Source organism: Streptomyces brasiliensis, from assembly GCF_014647875.1.
Classification (GTDB): domain Bacteria; phylum Actinomycetota; class Actinomycetes; order Streptomycetales; family Streptomycetaceae; genus Streptomyces; species Streptomyces brasiliensis.
Genome location: NZ_BMQA01000037.1, coordinates 1 through 14,265, shown reverse-complemented (window position 1 = coordinate 14,265; position 14,265 = coordinate 1). Strand labels below are relative to the sequence as shown.

Below are 14,265 nucleotides of genomic sequence, written 5' to 3'. Positions count from 1 at the left end.
CGCGGGCCTAGTCGACGGCCAGCCGTACGGCGAGACCGCCGAGCACCGTGCCCATCAGACAGCGCTGCACTTTCAGCCAGGAGGGGCGGCGGGCGAGGAACGCGGCGATCGTGCCGGCGGCCAGGACGATGGCGAGGTTGACCGCGATGCTGACGACGATCTGGACCGAGCCGAGGACGATCCCCTGGAGCAGGACGTGGCCCCGGTCCAGGTCGATGAACTGGGGGATGAGCGACAGGTACATGATGGCGATCTTGGGGTTGAGCAGGTTCGTCATCAGGCCCATCGTGAACAGCCTGCGCGGTGAGTCGTGCGGTACGTCCTGTGGGGCGAAGACGGAGAGGCCGCCGGGCCTCAGGGCATTCCAGGCGAGATATCCGAGGTAGGCGGCGCCGGCCAGCTTCACCGCGACGTACAGCTCGGGTACGGCGAGGAAGACGACGGAGAGGCCGAGGTTCGCGGCGAGCAGGTACACCAGGAAGCCGAGTGCCACCCCGCCGAGGGAGATGATCCCGGCGCGTCTGCCCTGGGTGATGCTGCGGGAGACCAGGTAGATCATGTTCGGACCGGGGGTGAGCACCATGCCGAGGGCCACCACCGTCACACCGAGAATGCCGCTCACGTCCGTCATGGAACGCCAGCCTAGGCAGTGCAATAACTCGGTGCAATAGTGCGCAATAGTTATATTGCACTCGGTGTAATCCTGTGCTGGGATGAACGTCGTGAAGGACTACCAGAGCGTCGCCGACGCCGTGGCCGCCGAAATCGCCGAGGGCGCCCTCCGCCCCGGCGACCGGCTGCCCCCGCAGCGCGCGTTCGCGCGCCGGCACGGCATCGCCAACTCCACGGCCACACGCGTCTACCAGGAACTCGCCCGCCGCGGCCTGACGGTCGGCGAGGTGGGCCGCGGGACCTTCGTCCGCGCGACCGCCCCGGCCGGCGCCCCCGCGCTCACCGAACCCGCCGCCGGCCGGATCGACCTGGAGCTCAACTACCCGGTCGTACCCGAGCAGAGCGCGCTCCTCGCCGAGTCACTGGCCGCGCTCCTGCGCCCCGACGCCCTCGCCCCCGCTCTGCACCCGGTCGGCGCGACGGGCACCCCCGCCTTTCAGCAATCCGCTGCCGGCCTCCTCACCCGAGGCGGCTGGCGCCCCGACCCCGCACGCATCCTCTTCGCCGGCAACGGCAGACAGGCCATCTCCGCCGTCCTCACCGCCCTGGTCCCGCGCGGCGGCCGGCTCGGCGTCGAGGAGCTGACCTACCCGGTGGTCAAGGCCGTGGCCACCCGCCTCGGCATCACCCTCGTCCCGCTCGCCATGGACGACGCGGGCCTCGTCCCCGAGGCACTGGCGGAGGCCCACGCCACGGCCCCGCTGCACGCGATCTACGTCCAGCCCCGTCTGCACAACCCGCTCTCCCTCTCGATGCCCGCGCCGCGTATGGAGCAACTGGCCGAGACCCTGTACGGGCTCGGCATCCCCGCGATCGAGGACGCCATCTGGGCCTTCCTGCGTGACGAACTCCCGCCGCTCGCCGCCCTCGCGCCCGAGCACACCGTCCTGATCGACAGCCTCTCCAAGCGCGTCGCCCCCGGCCTGACCCTGGGCTTCGCCGTGGCCCCCGCCGCCCTCACCACCGACATCGCCACCGCGCTGCGGTCGGGCGGCTGGGCCCCCATGCGGTTCGCCCTGGAGGCCGCCGACCGCTGGCAGCGCGACGGAACCCTCAGGGCCCTGGTGGTGGCCAAGCAACGGGAGGCGGTACGGCGCCAGGAACTCGCCGCCCGCCGCCTGGCCGACTTCACCGTGCGGGGCGACCCGCGCTCCTTCCACTGCTGGTGGCAACTCCCGCGCCCCTGGCGGGCGGACACCTTCGTCGCCGCCGCCGCGCGGCACGGCATCGCCGTCGTCCCCGCCGCCGCCTTCACCACGGACGCCCACCACGCCCCGAACGCCGTACGCCTGGGCCTGGCCACCCCGCGGCCGGACGTCCTCGCCCAGGCCCTGACCACACTCGCCGACCTGGCCCACACCGCACCGGACGACCTGGTCACCGACTGACGTCCGCCTGGTCACCGACCGACGCTCAGGGCGTGACGACGGCGAAGCCCGGGTCGGGCTCGTCGAGAAGCGCCATCAGCGTCTTCAGCACGACCGGGTCCCCGGAGTACCGCACCCCGTCAAGACCCCTGCCGCTCAGCAGCCGAAGCAGCTGCGGCTTGGTGAGGCGAAGGGCGAAGTCCGTGCTGTCGGGTGGCTGGGTGGTGCGGGAGTGGACCAGCACGCCGTTGTGCAGGGTCATGCGGTACATCTCGCCGAGGTCCGTGAAGTGCCAGTGCAGGGACAGGGATTCGTTCCATGCCCGGGGCCCGTCGACGCGGATGGCGAGCGCGTCGAAGACCTGCCCCACGGTCAGGGCGCCCGCCATCCCGGCCGTCGGCAGGGGGGTCGACCGGATGCCGGTGCGCAGCTCCCGCGCGCCCGTCAGATAGCAGTTGCGCCAGGTGGCACACTCCGCGCCGTACCCGAGCCGCTCGAACGTGTCGGCCAGCAGCTCCTTGGCGTCCGTGTTGTCGGGTTCGGCGAACACGGCGTGCTTGAGCAGCTGCGCGGCGAAGCGCAGATCGCCCTCGTCCAGGTAGGCGCGCCCCTTCTCCAGTACGGCGTCGATGCCGCCGATGCAGTCGACGTATCGTTTCGCCGTCTCGACGGGCGGGTGCTCCCACAGGGAGGCCGGGTTGCCGTCGTACCAGCCCATGTACCGCTGGTAGACGGCCTTGACGTTGTGGCTGACCGAGCCGTAGTAGCCGCGGGCGTGCCAGGCACGGGAGAGCGCGGGCGGCAGTTCGAGCATCTCGGCGATCTCGATGCCGGTGTGGCCCTGGTTCGCCAGGCGCAGCGTCTGGTCGTGCAAGTAGCCGTACAGATCGCGCTGTTCGGACAGATACGACCGGATGCGGTCCCGGCCCCAGGTGGGCCAGTGGTGGGAGGCGAAGAGGACGTCCGCGTCGTGCGCGAAGAGTTCGATCGCCTCGGTGAGTTGGCGCGACCAGACGCGCCCGTCGCGGACCAGGGCGCCGCGCAGGGTCAGGATGTTGTGCAGGTTGTGCCCGGCGTTCTCGGCCACGCACAGGGCGTGCCGCTCGGGAAGCATGAAGTTCATCTCCGCCGGGGCCTCGGTGCCCGGCGTCATCTGGAACCGGAACAGCACACCGTCGAGGACCGCCTCCTGGCCGGTGTGCCGGATCTCGACGGTGGGGGAGAGCAGGCCGGGGGTGCCGTTCGAGGCGGTGAAGCCCAGCCCGGTGCCGACCAGTCCGGTGGGGCCGGGGTCGAGGCCGCGGCCGCTGTAGTAGTCACCGCGGCGCAGCATCGCGGTACCGGCGTAGATGTTCTCGGTGACGGAGTGCGCCATGAAGCCTTGGGGCGCGACGATCGGTACGTCGCTGCCGCCGGGGGAGCCGTCGGGGTCTCGGGCGGACAGGACGCCGTGGACGCCGCCGAAGTGGTCGATGTGGGAGTGGGTGTAGATCACGGCGGTCACCGGGCGGTCCCCGCGCTCGGCCCGGTACAGGGCGAGTCCGGCCGCCGCGCAGTCGGGCGACACGAGCGGGTCGACGACCACGATGCCCCGGTCGCCCTCGATCAGCGACATGTTGGACAGGTCGTACCCGCGGATCTGGAAGACGCCCTCCGTCACCTCGTACAACCCGGCCCGGGCGCACAGCTGGGCCTGCCGCCACAGGCTGGGGTGCACGGTCCCGGGGCAGTCGCCGTCGAGGAAGGCGGTGTCGTCGAAGTTCCACACCACGTGACCGTCGGCCCCGGTGACCAGCGCCGACTCGGGTGGCGCCACGAACCCCCGGTCCGCGTTCTCGAAGTCGGTACGGTCGGCGAAGTCTGGCGTGATGTCGGCTGTGTCGGCTGCACGGTTCACGCTGGCCTCCAAACGGGTCCGGCAGAGGGACGAGCGAGCGGCCCCCGGGAGACCCGCCGTGCGGTACGGCCACGGCGGAGCGGCCGGGGCAGCGGCTCCTTCCACCGTGGGAGGGTGCCGGGGTTAGAGCCCGCCCGCGCACTCCGCCCCCACGACACGCCCATGTGTCCCCCGAAAGCACCAATCGTGCGCGCGCCGGGGCGGTGTCGTTCCTAGCGTGGGCCGGGGGGACACCGGGACAGGAGCGGCTGTGATCACAGAACTCGAGGACATGCCGGCGGGCGTCGTCGGCTTCGAGGCGTCCGGCACCCTGCACGCCGAGGACTACCGCGACGTCCTCCTGCCCGCGATCACCGCGGCGGCGGAGGCGGGCGACGTGCGCTTCCTCCTGGTCGTCCACGACTTCACCGGAATGACACCGGGCGCGCTCTGGCAGGACCTCAGGATCGGCGTCGAACACCTCCGGGCATGGAAACGCATCGCCCTGGTGACGGACATCGAGTGGATGACCCACCTGACGGCCATGTTCGGGTGGATGACGCCGGGCGAGGTGCGGGTGTTTCCGTCGGAGCGGCGGGACGAGGCGCTGACCTGGGTGAGCCCATGACGGCACACGGAAGCTGACGGCCTCCCCCCGCCCCCGGGAGGAGCACCCGCCGGCGGCGCTCCGGCCCCGGGTGAGGGAACGCCTCGGCCGGCCGCCGACCGTGGCGGACCTGGCCCGCCAGGCACGGATGAGCTCGCACCACCCGGGCTGCCGGTTCAGGGCAGCCCACGGACGGTCAGCGTTCCCGTCGACTCCAGTGCATGCAACGGAAGTCGGGGCATTACTGGTCGAGGCGTGAGACCTGGTAGTGGCTGATGAACCATCCTTCCTCGGTCCGTTGCACCAGCACACCGAGGTTGACGCTGACGGTGGGGCGGTCGGTGAACGAGAAGTCGACGGCCAGGTACCCGAGCACGAGGTTGTCGGCCGGGACCCTGGTCTCCAGGATGCGGTACGCCGCTGTCAGTCCGACCGGCTGGGAGTCGTAGTACGCGGCGATGCCGGCCCTGCCCACGCTGTAGGGGTGCAGCCCCTGGAAGATCGCGTCCTCGGTGAACTGAGCCGCGGCCTGCCGCGGTTCATGGCGGTCGACGGCGGCCTTCCACTGGTCGAGAACGTTCCGGAGGATCAGTTCACTGTCGGTGGTGGTGCTCATGGTGCCTCTCCTCCTGGGGTGTATTTCCTGGTGAAGGGAGGGCGGCCGGCGGCTCGACGCGCCATGCAGCGGCGTACGAGCGGTGATGGGTGCATCGCTGCCGGCCGTCCTGCCCCGTGCCGGCACTGCTCAGTGACCGGCGCTCATGCCGCCGTCGACGTGGAGGATCTCGCCGGTGACGAAGGGGGCGTTCTCCGGGAAGACGACCCTCTTTGTCCCGAACGGGATCAGACCCACTGTGACCTTGGTTTGAGGTCACCTGACCGGCTCATTCGTCTTCAGAACAGTCCACCATTGCCCGGGAGCGTCTTGGTGCGGCTGCCTTGCTTGGCCCCCTGTTTGGCCCGCTATCCCCGCGCGGCCGTGACCGCATCTTGGCAGGAGGGTCGGCCCATGGGGCTCATGCCAGATGGGCCAGCGGAGCCAGCTTCGTGATTCGAACCCAGGGCCTACACATTACGAGTTGCTGCGGCCGATGCCACGATTCCGAGAACACCACCCGCCTACAATTCATGTGGATATGCCCGCTGTTGCAGACGTGTGGGAGATTATGTGATGGATGGTCTTGCCGATATGGGGGGAACCCTGGGATGGGGTCCCGTTCATCCGCCGAGACGCGATGAACCTGTTTTCGAGGAGCCCTGGCAGCGCAAGGCATTCGCGCTTGCGATCCTCTCCAGCCGCGTTGCGTGCGGTGGCATCAACACGGACGCCTTCCGGCACGCGCTGGAGCGCCTGGACCGAGCCGCCTACCTGGACGACGGCTACTACGGGCGCTGGCTCAACGCCGGGGAGCTGATGCTCACCGACAGCGCCATCCTGGCGCCGGGGACGATCGACGCCCGCGCCCGCAACCTGCGCGGTGAACACGTCGAGGAGCCGCCGATCCCGGAGCCCGCCCGGCCCGACTACACGCCGACCGCCGAGGGCTCGCTGCGCGCGGCTGCCAGGCCCCTCGTCGATGGCACGAAGCGCCCGGACGGGACGCTCGTTTGCTCCTGCGCTGTCCCTCTGGACCAACACGACAACCGTGCGGGCCTCGCACAGCTGATTCCCCGTCAGGCGGCTCGCTTGAGGCCGGCGGCGAGAACAGTCTCGAGGCGTGTCAGATCGCCGCCGCGTGCGGCCGGCGCGAACGCCCGCAGAAGACGGCCGCGGGCCGCCGAGTCGAACGGATAGGAGCGGGCGGCGGAGATCCGTACGCGGGCGCGCGCCACGAGCTGCCGCGCGTTGACCGTACTGATCTGCAGGATCTCCGCGATCTGCCGGTACGGGTACTCGAAACCCTCCCGCAGCACGAACGCGGCCCGTTGCGACGGCGGCAGCCGTTCGAGCAGCAGATGGACGGTGAGTTCGATCGCTTCAACTCGCTCGGTCTCTGTCTGCGGATCGGCGGCGTGGTCCACCGGGTCCTCGTGCCGCCAGGGAACGGTGGGGGTCTCGCGCCGGTGACGGGCGGACTGGATGTGGTTGATCGCGAGTCGGCTGGTCGCGGTCGCCAGGAAGGCCTCGGGGCTGATCACCGTGGTGCGGTCCGCGCGGTGCCAGCGAAGCCAGACCTCCTGCAGGATGTCCTCGGCCTCGTGCACGTTGCCGACGATCCGGTGGGCGATCCTGAACAAGCGTGGGCGCGCACTGACGAACGCGTCCAGATCGTGGTCAGTCACGTTCTGGGCTCTCCTTTGCTCTCATGGCGGCCTGGCGGATGAGGTCGGCCGTGGCGCGCGGCTGGGACATGTGGACGGAGTGACTCGCGGCGATTTCGAGCACCGTGGAACCGGCCCGTCTCGCCATGGCCCGCTGCATCGACGGCGGGATCACGCGGTCGTCGGTGGCCACCAGGTACCAACTCGGCTTGGTGCGCCAGGCGGGACGGGAGACCCGGCCGTCGAGGGCGTCGACCCGCCAGGGGACCTGTGAGTCGGCCATGAAGCGCGCCTCGGCCGGTGGGAGATCCGCCGCGAACGACTCGTGGAACAGGGCGCGGTCCATACGCATGAAGTCATCCCTGGGCACCGGTAGCGGATGGGCTCCGGGCGCGAGGTCGTGCACCGATTCGCCGGAGTCGGGGGCGAGCGCGGCGACATACACCAGGGCGGCGACGTTGTCGTCGGTGCCGGCCTCCGTGATCACTACTCCGCCGTAGGAGTGACCGACGAGTACGCACGGGCCGTCCTGCGCGCGCAGGACGCGCAGGGTGGCCAGGACGTCACCCGCGAGCGATAAAGCCGGGTGCTGGACCACGGTGACCCGGTATCCGTCGGAAGTGAGCAACTCGTACACCCGGTGCCACGCGGATCCGTCCTCGAACTCCCCGTGGACCAGCACCACGTTCTTGATCTGTGTCATGCCACGTAGCCTCGGTCCGGGATGGCCGGGGAGGCATCAGGGATAACCCTCGACGGCACGAGGGCTGGGGATAGGGCAAGATGCCCGGGTGGACGAATGGTTGTTCGAGCGTGAGGACGCTCTGGGAGTCGTGCGTGACCTCATGGACCGCGGTGGCAGTGTGGTCACCGTCGGCGATCCTGGCGTCGGCAAGAGCAGCCTGCTGAAGGCCGCCGCTCAGCTGGCGCGGCGCCAGGGGCGAAGGGTGCTTTCCGTTGCTCCGACGCAGTTCGAGCAAGGACTGCCCTTCGCGGGGCTCGCCGAACTGGTCGGCAGGTTCCCGGAGGGAGCGGACAAGGGTCTTCCGGGTCCGCAGCGGCGCGCGCTCGCCGTTGCCCTGCAGCGTGCCGAACCCACGGAGGGCGAGGTCGACGCCTTGGCCGTGCCCATGGCGGTCCGGGGTCTGCTGACGCAGTTGTGCGAATCCGAGCTGGTCGCGCTTCTCATCGACGACCTGCAGTGGCTGGACCAGGCGAGCGTCGGCAGCCTCGGCTTCGCGCTGCGCGGCGTCTTCGCCGAACCTCACCGATTGAGCGTCCTGGTCGCGACGAGGCCGGATCCGGTCACCGGTACGGATTTGATCCGGTGTCTGGCCGAGCCGCGGCATGAGTTCGTGCTGCGGCCCTTGTCGGACGAGGCGCTAGGACAACTGCTCCGCACGCGCCTGGGCCCGGAATGGACTCCGCCCGTGAGCGCCGGGGTGGCCCGGGCGAGCGGCGGGAATCCGTTCTTGGCCCTGGAGATCGCGCGGGCGTCCGACCACGGCCGTGTTCAGGTCCCACCGAGCCTGGCCGAACTTCTCCGTGAGCGGTTGGCGCGGCTGACGGAGGACGCGCGCGAGGTGCTCCTGCTGGCGTCCGCGGCTGGGCGGTTGACGGTGGCACAGGTGCAACGGATTGTCGAGCAGGCCCGGCTGTGGCCCGCCCTGGAAGCGGCGGCCGATGCGGACGTGGCGACGGTTGGTGCGGGGTCGGTGATCGGCTTTTCCCACCCGTTGCTGGCGTCGGCCGTGTACGACGCCGCCACGTCGGCCGAGCGCCGCCGGGCGCACCGCGTGCTCGCGGAGACGCTTGAGGATCCGGTGGAGCGTGCCCGCCATCGTTCGAGGTCGATCGCGGCCCCCAACGAGGTGGTCGCGGCCGATCTGGAACGGGCTGCCGAACTCTCGAGGGGCCGTGGAGCTCCACAGCTGGCCGGCGAGTTGCTGGAGGGAGCCGCTCTGGCCACCCCGTCCGATGAGGACGCCGGCCTGGGTCGCTGGCTGCGCGCGGTGGACACCTACAGCGAGGCCGGCGACGCGGTGGCGGCGCGGGCGGCCCTGTGCAAAGGGTCGGGGCTTGCCACGGCCCCGGAGCAACAGGCCCAGGTGCTGGTACGGCGGATCCGCCTGGCCCAGGACCTACCGACCGCTCGGTCCCTCGCCGAGCAGGTGCTTCAGCTTGCGCCCACCGGCAGCGAAGCCCGCGCCGAAGCTATGGGCACCTTTGCGTCGATCTGCCGCATCCAGGGCGACGGTACGCGTGCCCTGGAACTGGCCCGGACGGCGGTCACCGAGGCGGCGGCGGTGCAGCGTCCGGACCTTCAGCTCACCGCGCTGATCGAGCGGGTCTCGGTCGAGCGGCATTGGGGTGCGGGCGTGGACCTGGCTCAGCAGTCGTCACGCGACATCGAGCAGCTGGCCCGCACCGCGCAACTGCCCGTGCCGTATCTGGCTTTCACGCGCAGTTTCAACGCCCCCTGGGACGACCCGACAGCCGAGAAGCATGTACGGGACGCCATCGAGTGGGCCGTCGACGCCGGCCGGTACGGTGAGCTGCCGAAGCTGTACAGCAGCCTGATCCTCGTGCTCATGCGCAAGTCGAAGGTGCGCGAGGCCCGGGCCGCCCTCGATGAGGCGGCCCGGTCGGGCGCGTGGGCGCCGGCCGACCGCGACTGGGCTTACAAGTCCCAGTCGGACATGGTCCAGATCATCGTCACCGCATATGCGGGCGATCTGGACGTGACACGTGAGTGGGCCCGGCGTGCGGCCGACCGGCCGCAGATCCAAGGATCGACGTACTGGCGAGGTGGTTTCCTGGCGCAGCTCGGATTTGTCGAGACTTCCGCCCGGAACTGGCAGGCGGCACTCGAAACGCTGCGCGAGCTCGCGGAGATCTTCGCGAGCACCGGGATGGTCGACCTGGAGGCGCAGTTGTGGGGCGTCGACTACGCCGACGCCGCGCTGCAGGTCGGCGCGACGGAAGACGTCGAAGCGGCCATCTCCATTCTGCGACGCCAAGGATCGGCCGGCAGACCGGAAGCGGCGGTCGCCGCGGACCGCTGCCAGGCGCTGCTGACGGCCGCGCGTGGGGACGTGGACGACGCCTTGAGCGAGCTTCTCAGGATCGTCGACCAACCGGGATCCGAGTGCCCGTTCGAGGCGGCCCGGTCCCAGCTGGCCCTGGGACAGGTCTACCGCCGCGCCGGATACAAGGGCAAGGCGAACCAGACGCTCAAGGCGGCGGTGGACGCCTTCGAGGAACTCGGCATACCGCGTTGGGCGCAGCGAGCCCGGGACGAGGCCGGCCGGGTGGGCCTGTACCCCACGACGGACACACTCACGGCGACGGAACGCCGGGTCGCCGAGCTCGTCGCATCAGGGCGATCAAATCAGGAGACCGCCGCCGAACTCTTCATGTCCGTCAAGACCGTGGAAGCCAATCTGACCCGGATATACCGCAAACTCTCCATACGGTCGAGAACCGAGCTCGCAAACCGTTTGAACACGGCAACTTGACCAGTCGCGGCTGCCTGTGCGGGCAGTCAGGTCGCCGACGCGGCGACCTTTTCGTCCCGAACGCGATTTCGGGGGGTTGTTGACCTGCTGAGGGCGGCGAATGACTTGGTCCGACGCCCCTGGTCCCGTACGTGGCTGTCCACGGTCATCCGGGGCGCGCTGCGACGTTTGGCCCTCCGTTTGGCCCCCTGGACTGTCAGGGGTGACAGCTCATCTGACCCACGACAGGGCTACCACCACAAGGCCGTTGAGCAGCACAGCCAGCGACGTGCTGAGCGTAGTGAATGCCGATGGAACGACTGAGACCGGCTCCGTGATCGACGACATCGTCCGCGAGGGTAGGAGGCGGATGCTGGCCTCCGCCCTGGAAGCTGAAGTCAACGCCTGTATAGCCGAGTTGGCCGATGAGCGCGACGAGCGCGGGCGCCGCCTGGTGGTCCGCAACGGCTATCACCAGCCGAGGGATGTTACGACCGCGGCCGGGGTGGTCGAGGTGACGGCCCCGCGGGTGAACGACAAGCGCATCGACGAGGCGACCGGCGAGCGCAAGCGGTTCTCCTCGGCGATCCTGCCGCCGTACAGACGCGGCAGCGCGTAGGGAGGGGCGGCGGCCGGGGCACTGGTTTTCGGGGCCACCGGGGCTGCCCCGACCTGGCGTCAACCGTTCGGTGGAGCCCGAGCGCAGCTCGAACGCCAGACCCCGATGACACGTCGCCGGGCCCGAACTCCTCTTACATCACTTTTCGTGCATGAGTAATCACACTAAGTGATTGATGGTGAGGTGACCACCTGCCCCACTGGCGGAAGGCCGCCTCACCCCAAGCCAGCACGTCGGGAGACATCAGTGACCAGTCATCACGCTCCACAACACCCCCTCACCGGAGTGGAGGCAGAGCGAAGCCGAGCCCGCGCCGGCATCCGTACTCGTGAGCAGTGGCGGCGGGCAGGAGCCGTGGCGGGACTGTGCGCGGCACTGGCCGGCACCGCGCTGACGCCCGCGACCGCCGCACCGGCCGTCGCCCGGCCGGCCACCACCCCAGCGACGGTACGAGGAACCGACCCATCGTCCACCTTCAGCTTCACCGGGGCCCCGCAGACCTTCGCCGTCCCCGCGAACGCGGTCGTCACCATCACCGCGGACGGCGCCGGCGGCGCCGACAACACCGGCACCGTCTGCGGCTTCACCGGGTCCGGGGGGACGGGGGCACGCGTCGTCACCACGCTGCCGGTGACCACCGCCCCGACGACCTACACCGTCAACGTCGGCGGCACCGGCAGCGCCGGCTGCAACGCGAGCGGCGCCGGCGGATACAACGGCGGCGCCCCGGGCGGCACCTCGAGCAACCCCACGGGCCAGTTCCGGAGAGGTTCCGGAGGAGGCGGGGCGTCCAGCGTCAGCACCGGCAGCAGCCTCCTCGTCGTCGCCGGCGGCGGCGGTGCCGACGGCGGCGCCCCGTTCTCCGGCACAGTCGCGGGGGGCAACGGGGGCAACGGCGGCACACCGGATGCCACCGCCGGCACCGCCGGAGCATCCGATAGCGGTGGTTCGCCGGGATCCGGCGGGCAAGGCGGCAGCACCACCACCATGGCCGGCGGCGCCGGCGGTACGCCGGCCACCCCCACCGGAGGCTGTACGCCCGCCGCAGGTAACCCGGGAAGCAGCTTCACCGGCACCACGGTCGGCACCGGCGGCACCGGCGGCAACAACACCGGCGGCAACTGCGTGGCCGCCGGGGCCGGCGGAGGCGGAGGCGGAGGATACTTCGCCGGCGGGGGTGGCGGCGCCGCCACCCCCGGAACCAGCGGTCTCGGCCGTGCGGGTGGTGGCGGTGGCGGCGGAGGCAGCAGCTTCGCCACCGCGACGGGCACCGGGACGAGCTACACGGCCTCGGCGATCGGGACGGCGAACAACAACGGTCAGGTGATCATCTCCTACACGGTGGTCACCCCCTCCTTGACCATCACCAAGACCCACACCGGGAAGTTCGTCCAGGGCAAGCAGGGGACCTACACCATCAGGGTCGGCAACAGCGGGCCGGGCGTCACCGACGGCAGCACGGTCACCGTGCACGACAAGCTCCCGCGCGGACTCACCGCCCGCAGCATCACCGGCACCGGATGGAACTGCCACCGGACCACCCTCACCTGCACCCGCAGCGACGTCCTGACACCAGGCAGCAGCTACCCGCCCATCACCCTCAAGGTCAACGTCTCCTGCGGCTGCGACACACACCACAAGATCAAGAACAAGGCCACCGTCACCGGAGGCGGCGACACCACCACCCACACCGCCACCAACTCCACCACCGTCAAACGCAACAAACACTGTCACCGCGCCGGGCACGACCGCAGCTAGCCAACCTCCACCCCGGCGACTGTCGAGAACGCCGGTCGGCGCCAGGAACGTCCCTCTCCCATCGCGGGCTTGACCCCACCGCTCGGAGCCGTGGTGGCCGCCGAGCGCGGCCTTCCGAACCCGGCCGACTGGGACTCCCCGGCCAAGTGACGTTTGGTCGGGGAGTCCCCGGTGCTCTTCATGGCGTACCGCGGCAGCACACCCCGCTGCTGCAGATCACACCGTCGAAGACCGACGAGGAACGTCTCCTGCTGGTCAGCCCCGAGCTCGCCGACGTGCTCGGCACGATCATCCAACGCGTTCGCGGCACCGACGGGAAGGTCCCCTTTGTCGTCGTGCGTCCCGGCGCTCCGTCAGGCGATCGACAAAGTGCGCAGAGATGAACGGCGTGGCCGTCGGCCTGTGCAGGGCCGGTTGATGCCTCCCTGCACACGACGGTGCCCCCCATACTCGTCACCCGGACGAGCGCGGGGGCACCCTCATGCACGGCGGAAGTCAGGCTCGGGAGGCCCTACGACGTCGCAGCACCAGGTAACCGCCCGCGGCCACCAGCGCTGCCGCGACGCCCGAGAGCAGGCCCACCGGGGCGCTGCTACCAGTCTCGGCCAGATCGCCGCCGCCCTGCGCGGACGGGGAGGCGGTAGCCGACGGGGCCGCCCCGCCCTCGCCAGAGGAGGCGCTCGGCGCCGCCGTCGTATCGGCCGGGCCCGAGGGCGCGGACGACGCCGACGAGGAGGAGTCGCTCGGCGCGGTCGAATCTGCCGGGCCCGAAGGCGAGGACGACTCCGGCGAGGAGGGGGACACCGAGGTAGACGGCGTCGTACCGCCACCACCGTTCTCGGAGCCCTTGCAGTCCGTCCAAAACACCTTGTGCTTGGCGGCCCCCTTCTCTCCGTCGAAGTTCCAGAACAGCTTGTAGTGCCCGTCGGGCAGGGACAGGTCCGCCGTACGGCCGTGGCCCTTGGTATCTAGGACGATGGCCCCGGACTTCACGGTCTCACCCTTGGTGGCGGCGGTCGGGGCCCAGGCCTCGATGTGCCAGTCGACCTGCTGGACAGCGTCGAAGCCGAAGGCGTCGAGGTAGAACGTGCAGACGTGCGGTTCGTTGCGGCGCAGCTCTTCGCCTGTCTTGGCGTCGTGGATCTTCACCGTTCCGTTGTCACCGGGAGCGGTGGCGTGCGCGGCGGGCATGGCGAGGGCGGAGAGGGCCAGGGCGCCGGAGACGGTGGCCACGGGGACTCGTATACGCATGCGTTCCTCAGGTGGAGAAAGGGGCCAGGCGCCGGTCGTTCCTCGCGGTTCGCCTTCGGCGCGGGGCCAAATGATCATGGAGTCTGTTTGACTCACATGATCAGATCCCTCACCAGTGGGGGTGGTTGTACGGGAATTTGAAGTTTCTGTGAGCACCCGTCAGTCGCCGTGGCGGCGGCCATCCTGGGCTTCCTGTGGAAGTGTTCGACCGCCGCCTTCGCGCGCGACCACTCATTACCGGACGGGCCAGAGGTTCGGGGTGTGCCGGCCCCGGGGGCCTCACGCTTGCGCTGGAGTGAGAAGCCGTATCTCAACCGATCATGGAACATGCAAGTCGAACAGGTTTCTCGCCGGGG

General features: G+C 70.2%; 10 protein-coding genes and 3 pseudogenes. 6 read left to right on the top strand and 7 right to left on the bottom strand.

Annotated elements, in window-relative coordinates:
• Positions 1–7 precede the first annotated feature (7 nt).
• Positions 8–631 carry a LysE family translocator gene (locus IEZ19_RS35165; protein WP_189315440.1) on the bottom strand — a complete coding sequence of 208 codons (624 nt, stop codon included), beginning with the start codon at positions 629–631 and terminating at the stop codon, positions 8–10.
• Positions 632–722: 91 nt separating this feature from the next.
• Here IEZ19_RS35165 and IEZ19_RS35160 point away from each other — a divergent pair, with 91 nt between their 5' ends.
• The gene (locus IEZ19_RS35160) at positions 723–2,060 is read left to right on the top strand and encodes an aminotransferase-like domain-containing protein (protein ID WP_189315494.1); all 1,338 of its coding nucleotides are present in this window, start codon (positions 723–725) and stop codon (positions 2,058–2,060) included.
• Between the two features lie 25 nt (positions 2,061–2,085).
• Here IEZ19_RS35160 and IEZ19_RS35155 read toward each other — a convergent pair whose 3' ends face one another.
• Positions 2,086–3,936 carry an alkyl/aryl-sulfatase gene (locus tag IEZ19_RS35155; protein ID WP_229841196.1) on the bottom strand — a complete coding sequence of 617 codons (1,851 nt, stop codon included), beginning with the start codon at positions 3,934–3,936 and terminating at the stop codon, positions 2,086–2,088.
• Positions 3,937–4,186: 250 nt separating this feature from the next.
• Between IEZ19_RS35155 and IEZ19_RS35150 the strand changes: the two genes are divergently transcribed.
• The gene (locus IEZ19_RS35150; protein WP_189315439.1) at positions 4,187–4,543 is read left to right on the top strand and encodes a SpoIIAA family protein; all 357 of its coding nucleotides are present in this window, start codon (positions 4,187–4,189) and stop codon (positions 4,541–4,543) included.
• A gap of 220 nt (positions 4,544–4,763) precedes the next feature.
• On the opposite strand, the gene IEZ19_RS35145 is transcribed toward IEZ19_RS35150, so the two are convergent.
• Positions 4,764–5,138: a YybH family protein gene (locus IEZ19_RS35145; protein ID WP_189315438.1), complete on the bottom strand. Its 375-nt coding sequence runs from the start codon at positions 5,136–5,138 to the stop codon at positions 4,764–4,766.
• A 129-nt stretch (positions 5,139–5,267) separates the two neighbouring features.
• Positions 5,268–5,345 (bottom strand): annotated as a pseudogene (locus tag IEZ19_RS35140) (3-oxoacyl-ACP reductase); the annotation flags it as partial.
• A gap of 348 nt (positions 5,346–5,693) precedes the next feature.
• On the opposite strand from IEZ19_RS35140, the pseudogene IEZ19_RS35135 reads away from it, so the two are divergent.
• A pseudogene (locus tag IEZ19_RS35135) lies at positions 5,694–6,002 on the top strand (nitrile hydratase subunit beta); the annotation flags it as partial.
• A 194-nt stretch (positions 6,003–6,196) separates the two neighbouring features.
• On the opposite strand, the gene IEZ19_RS35130 reads toward IEZ19_RS35135, so the two are convergent.
• Entirely contained in the window at positions 6,197–6,805 is a 609-nt protein-coding gene (locus IEZ19_RS35130; RefSeq protein ID WP_189315437.1) for a sigma-70 family RNA polymerase sigma factor, read from the bottom strand.
• Entirely contained in the window at positions 6,798–7,487 is a 690-nt protein-coding gene (locus IEZ19_RS35125; RefSeq protein WP_189315436.1) for an alpha/beta fold hydrolase, read from the bottom strand. The genes IEZ19_RS35130 and IEZ19_RS35125 overlap by 8 nt, the downstream gene beginning before the upstream one ends.
• 88 nt (positions 7,488–7,575) lie before the next feature.
• Here IEZ19_RS35125 and IEZ19_RS35120 point away from each other — a divergent pair, with 88 nt between their 5' ends.
• The 3 genes and pseudogenes from IEZ19_RS35120 to IEZ19_RS52745 all read left to right on the top strand — a co-directional run bounded on the left by IEZ19_RS35120 (position 7,576) and on the right by IEZ19_RS52745 (position 12,658).
• The gene (locus IEZ19_RS35120; RefSeq protein ID WP_189315435.1) at positions 7,576–10,302 is read left to right on the top strand and encodes a helix-turn-helix transcriptional regulator; all 2,727 of its coding nucleotides are present in this window, start codon (positions 7,576–7,578) and stop codon (positions 10,300–10,302) included.
• A gap of 268 nt (positions 10,303–10,570) precedes the next feature.
• A pseudogene (locus IEZ19_RS35115) lies at positions 10,571–10,894 on the top strand (transposase); the annotation flags it as partial.
• 360 nt (positions 10,895–11,254) lie between these two features.
• Positions 11,255–12,658 (top strand): DUF11 domain-containing protein, encoded by a 1,404-nt coding sequence (locus IEZ19_RS52745; RefSeq protein WP_189315434.1) that lies wholly within the window; start codon positions 11,255–11,257, stop codon positions 12,656–12,658.
• Between the two features lie 495 nt (positions 12,659–13,153).
• Here the strand turns inward: IEZ19_RS52745 and IEZ19_RS35105 are convergent, their stop codons facing one another.
• The gene (locus IEZ19_RS35105; protein ID WP_189315433.1) at positions 13,154–13,909 is read right to left on the bottom strand and encodes an LPXTG cell wall anchor domain-containing protein; all 756 of its coding nucleotides are present in this window, start codon (positions 13,907–13,909) and stop codon (positions 13,154–13,156) included.
• Positions 13,910–14,265 lie beyond the last annotated feature (356 nt).

Coding starts and splice junctions, on each gene's coding strand:
- IEZ19_RS35145 (WP_189315438.1), bottom strand. CDS start 5,138: ATGAGCACCACCACCGACAGTGAACTGATCCTCCGGAACGTTCTCGAC.
- IEZ19_RS35105 (WP_189315433.1), bottom strand. CDS start 13,909: ATGCGTATACGAGTCCCCGTGGCCACCGTCTCCGGCGCCCTGGCCCTC.
- IEZ19_RS35125 (WP_189315436.1), bottom strand. CDS start 7,487: ATGACACAGATCAAGAACGTGGTGCTGGTCCACGGGGAGTTCGAGGAC.
- IEZ19_RS35165 (WP_189315440.1), bottom strand. CDS start 631: ATGACGGACGTGAGCGGCATTCTCGGTGTGACGGTGGTGGCCCTCGGC.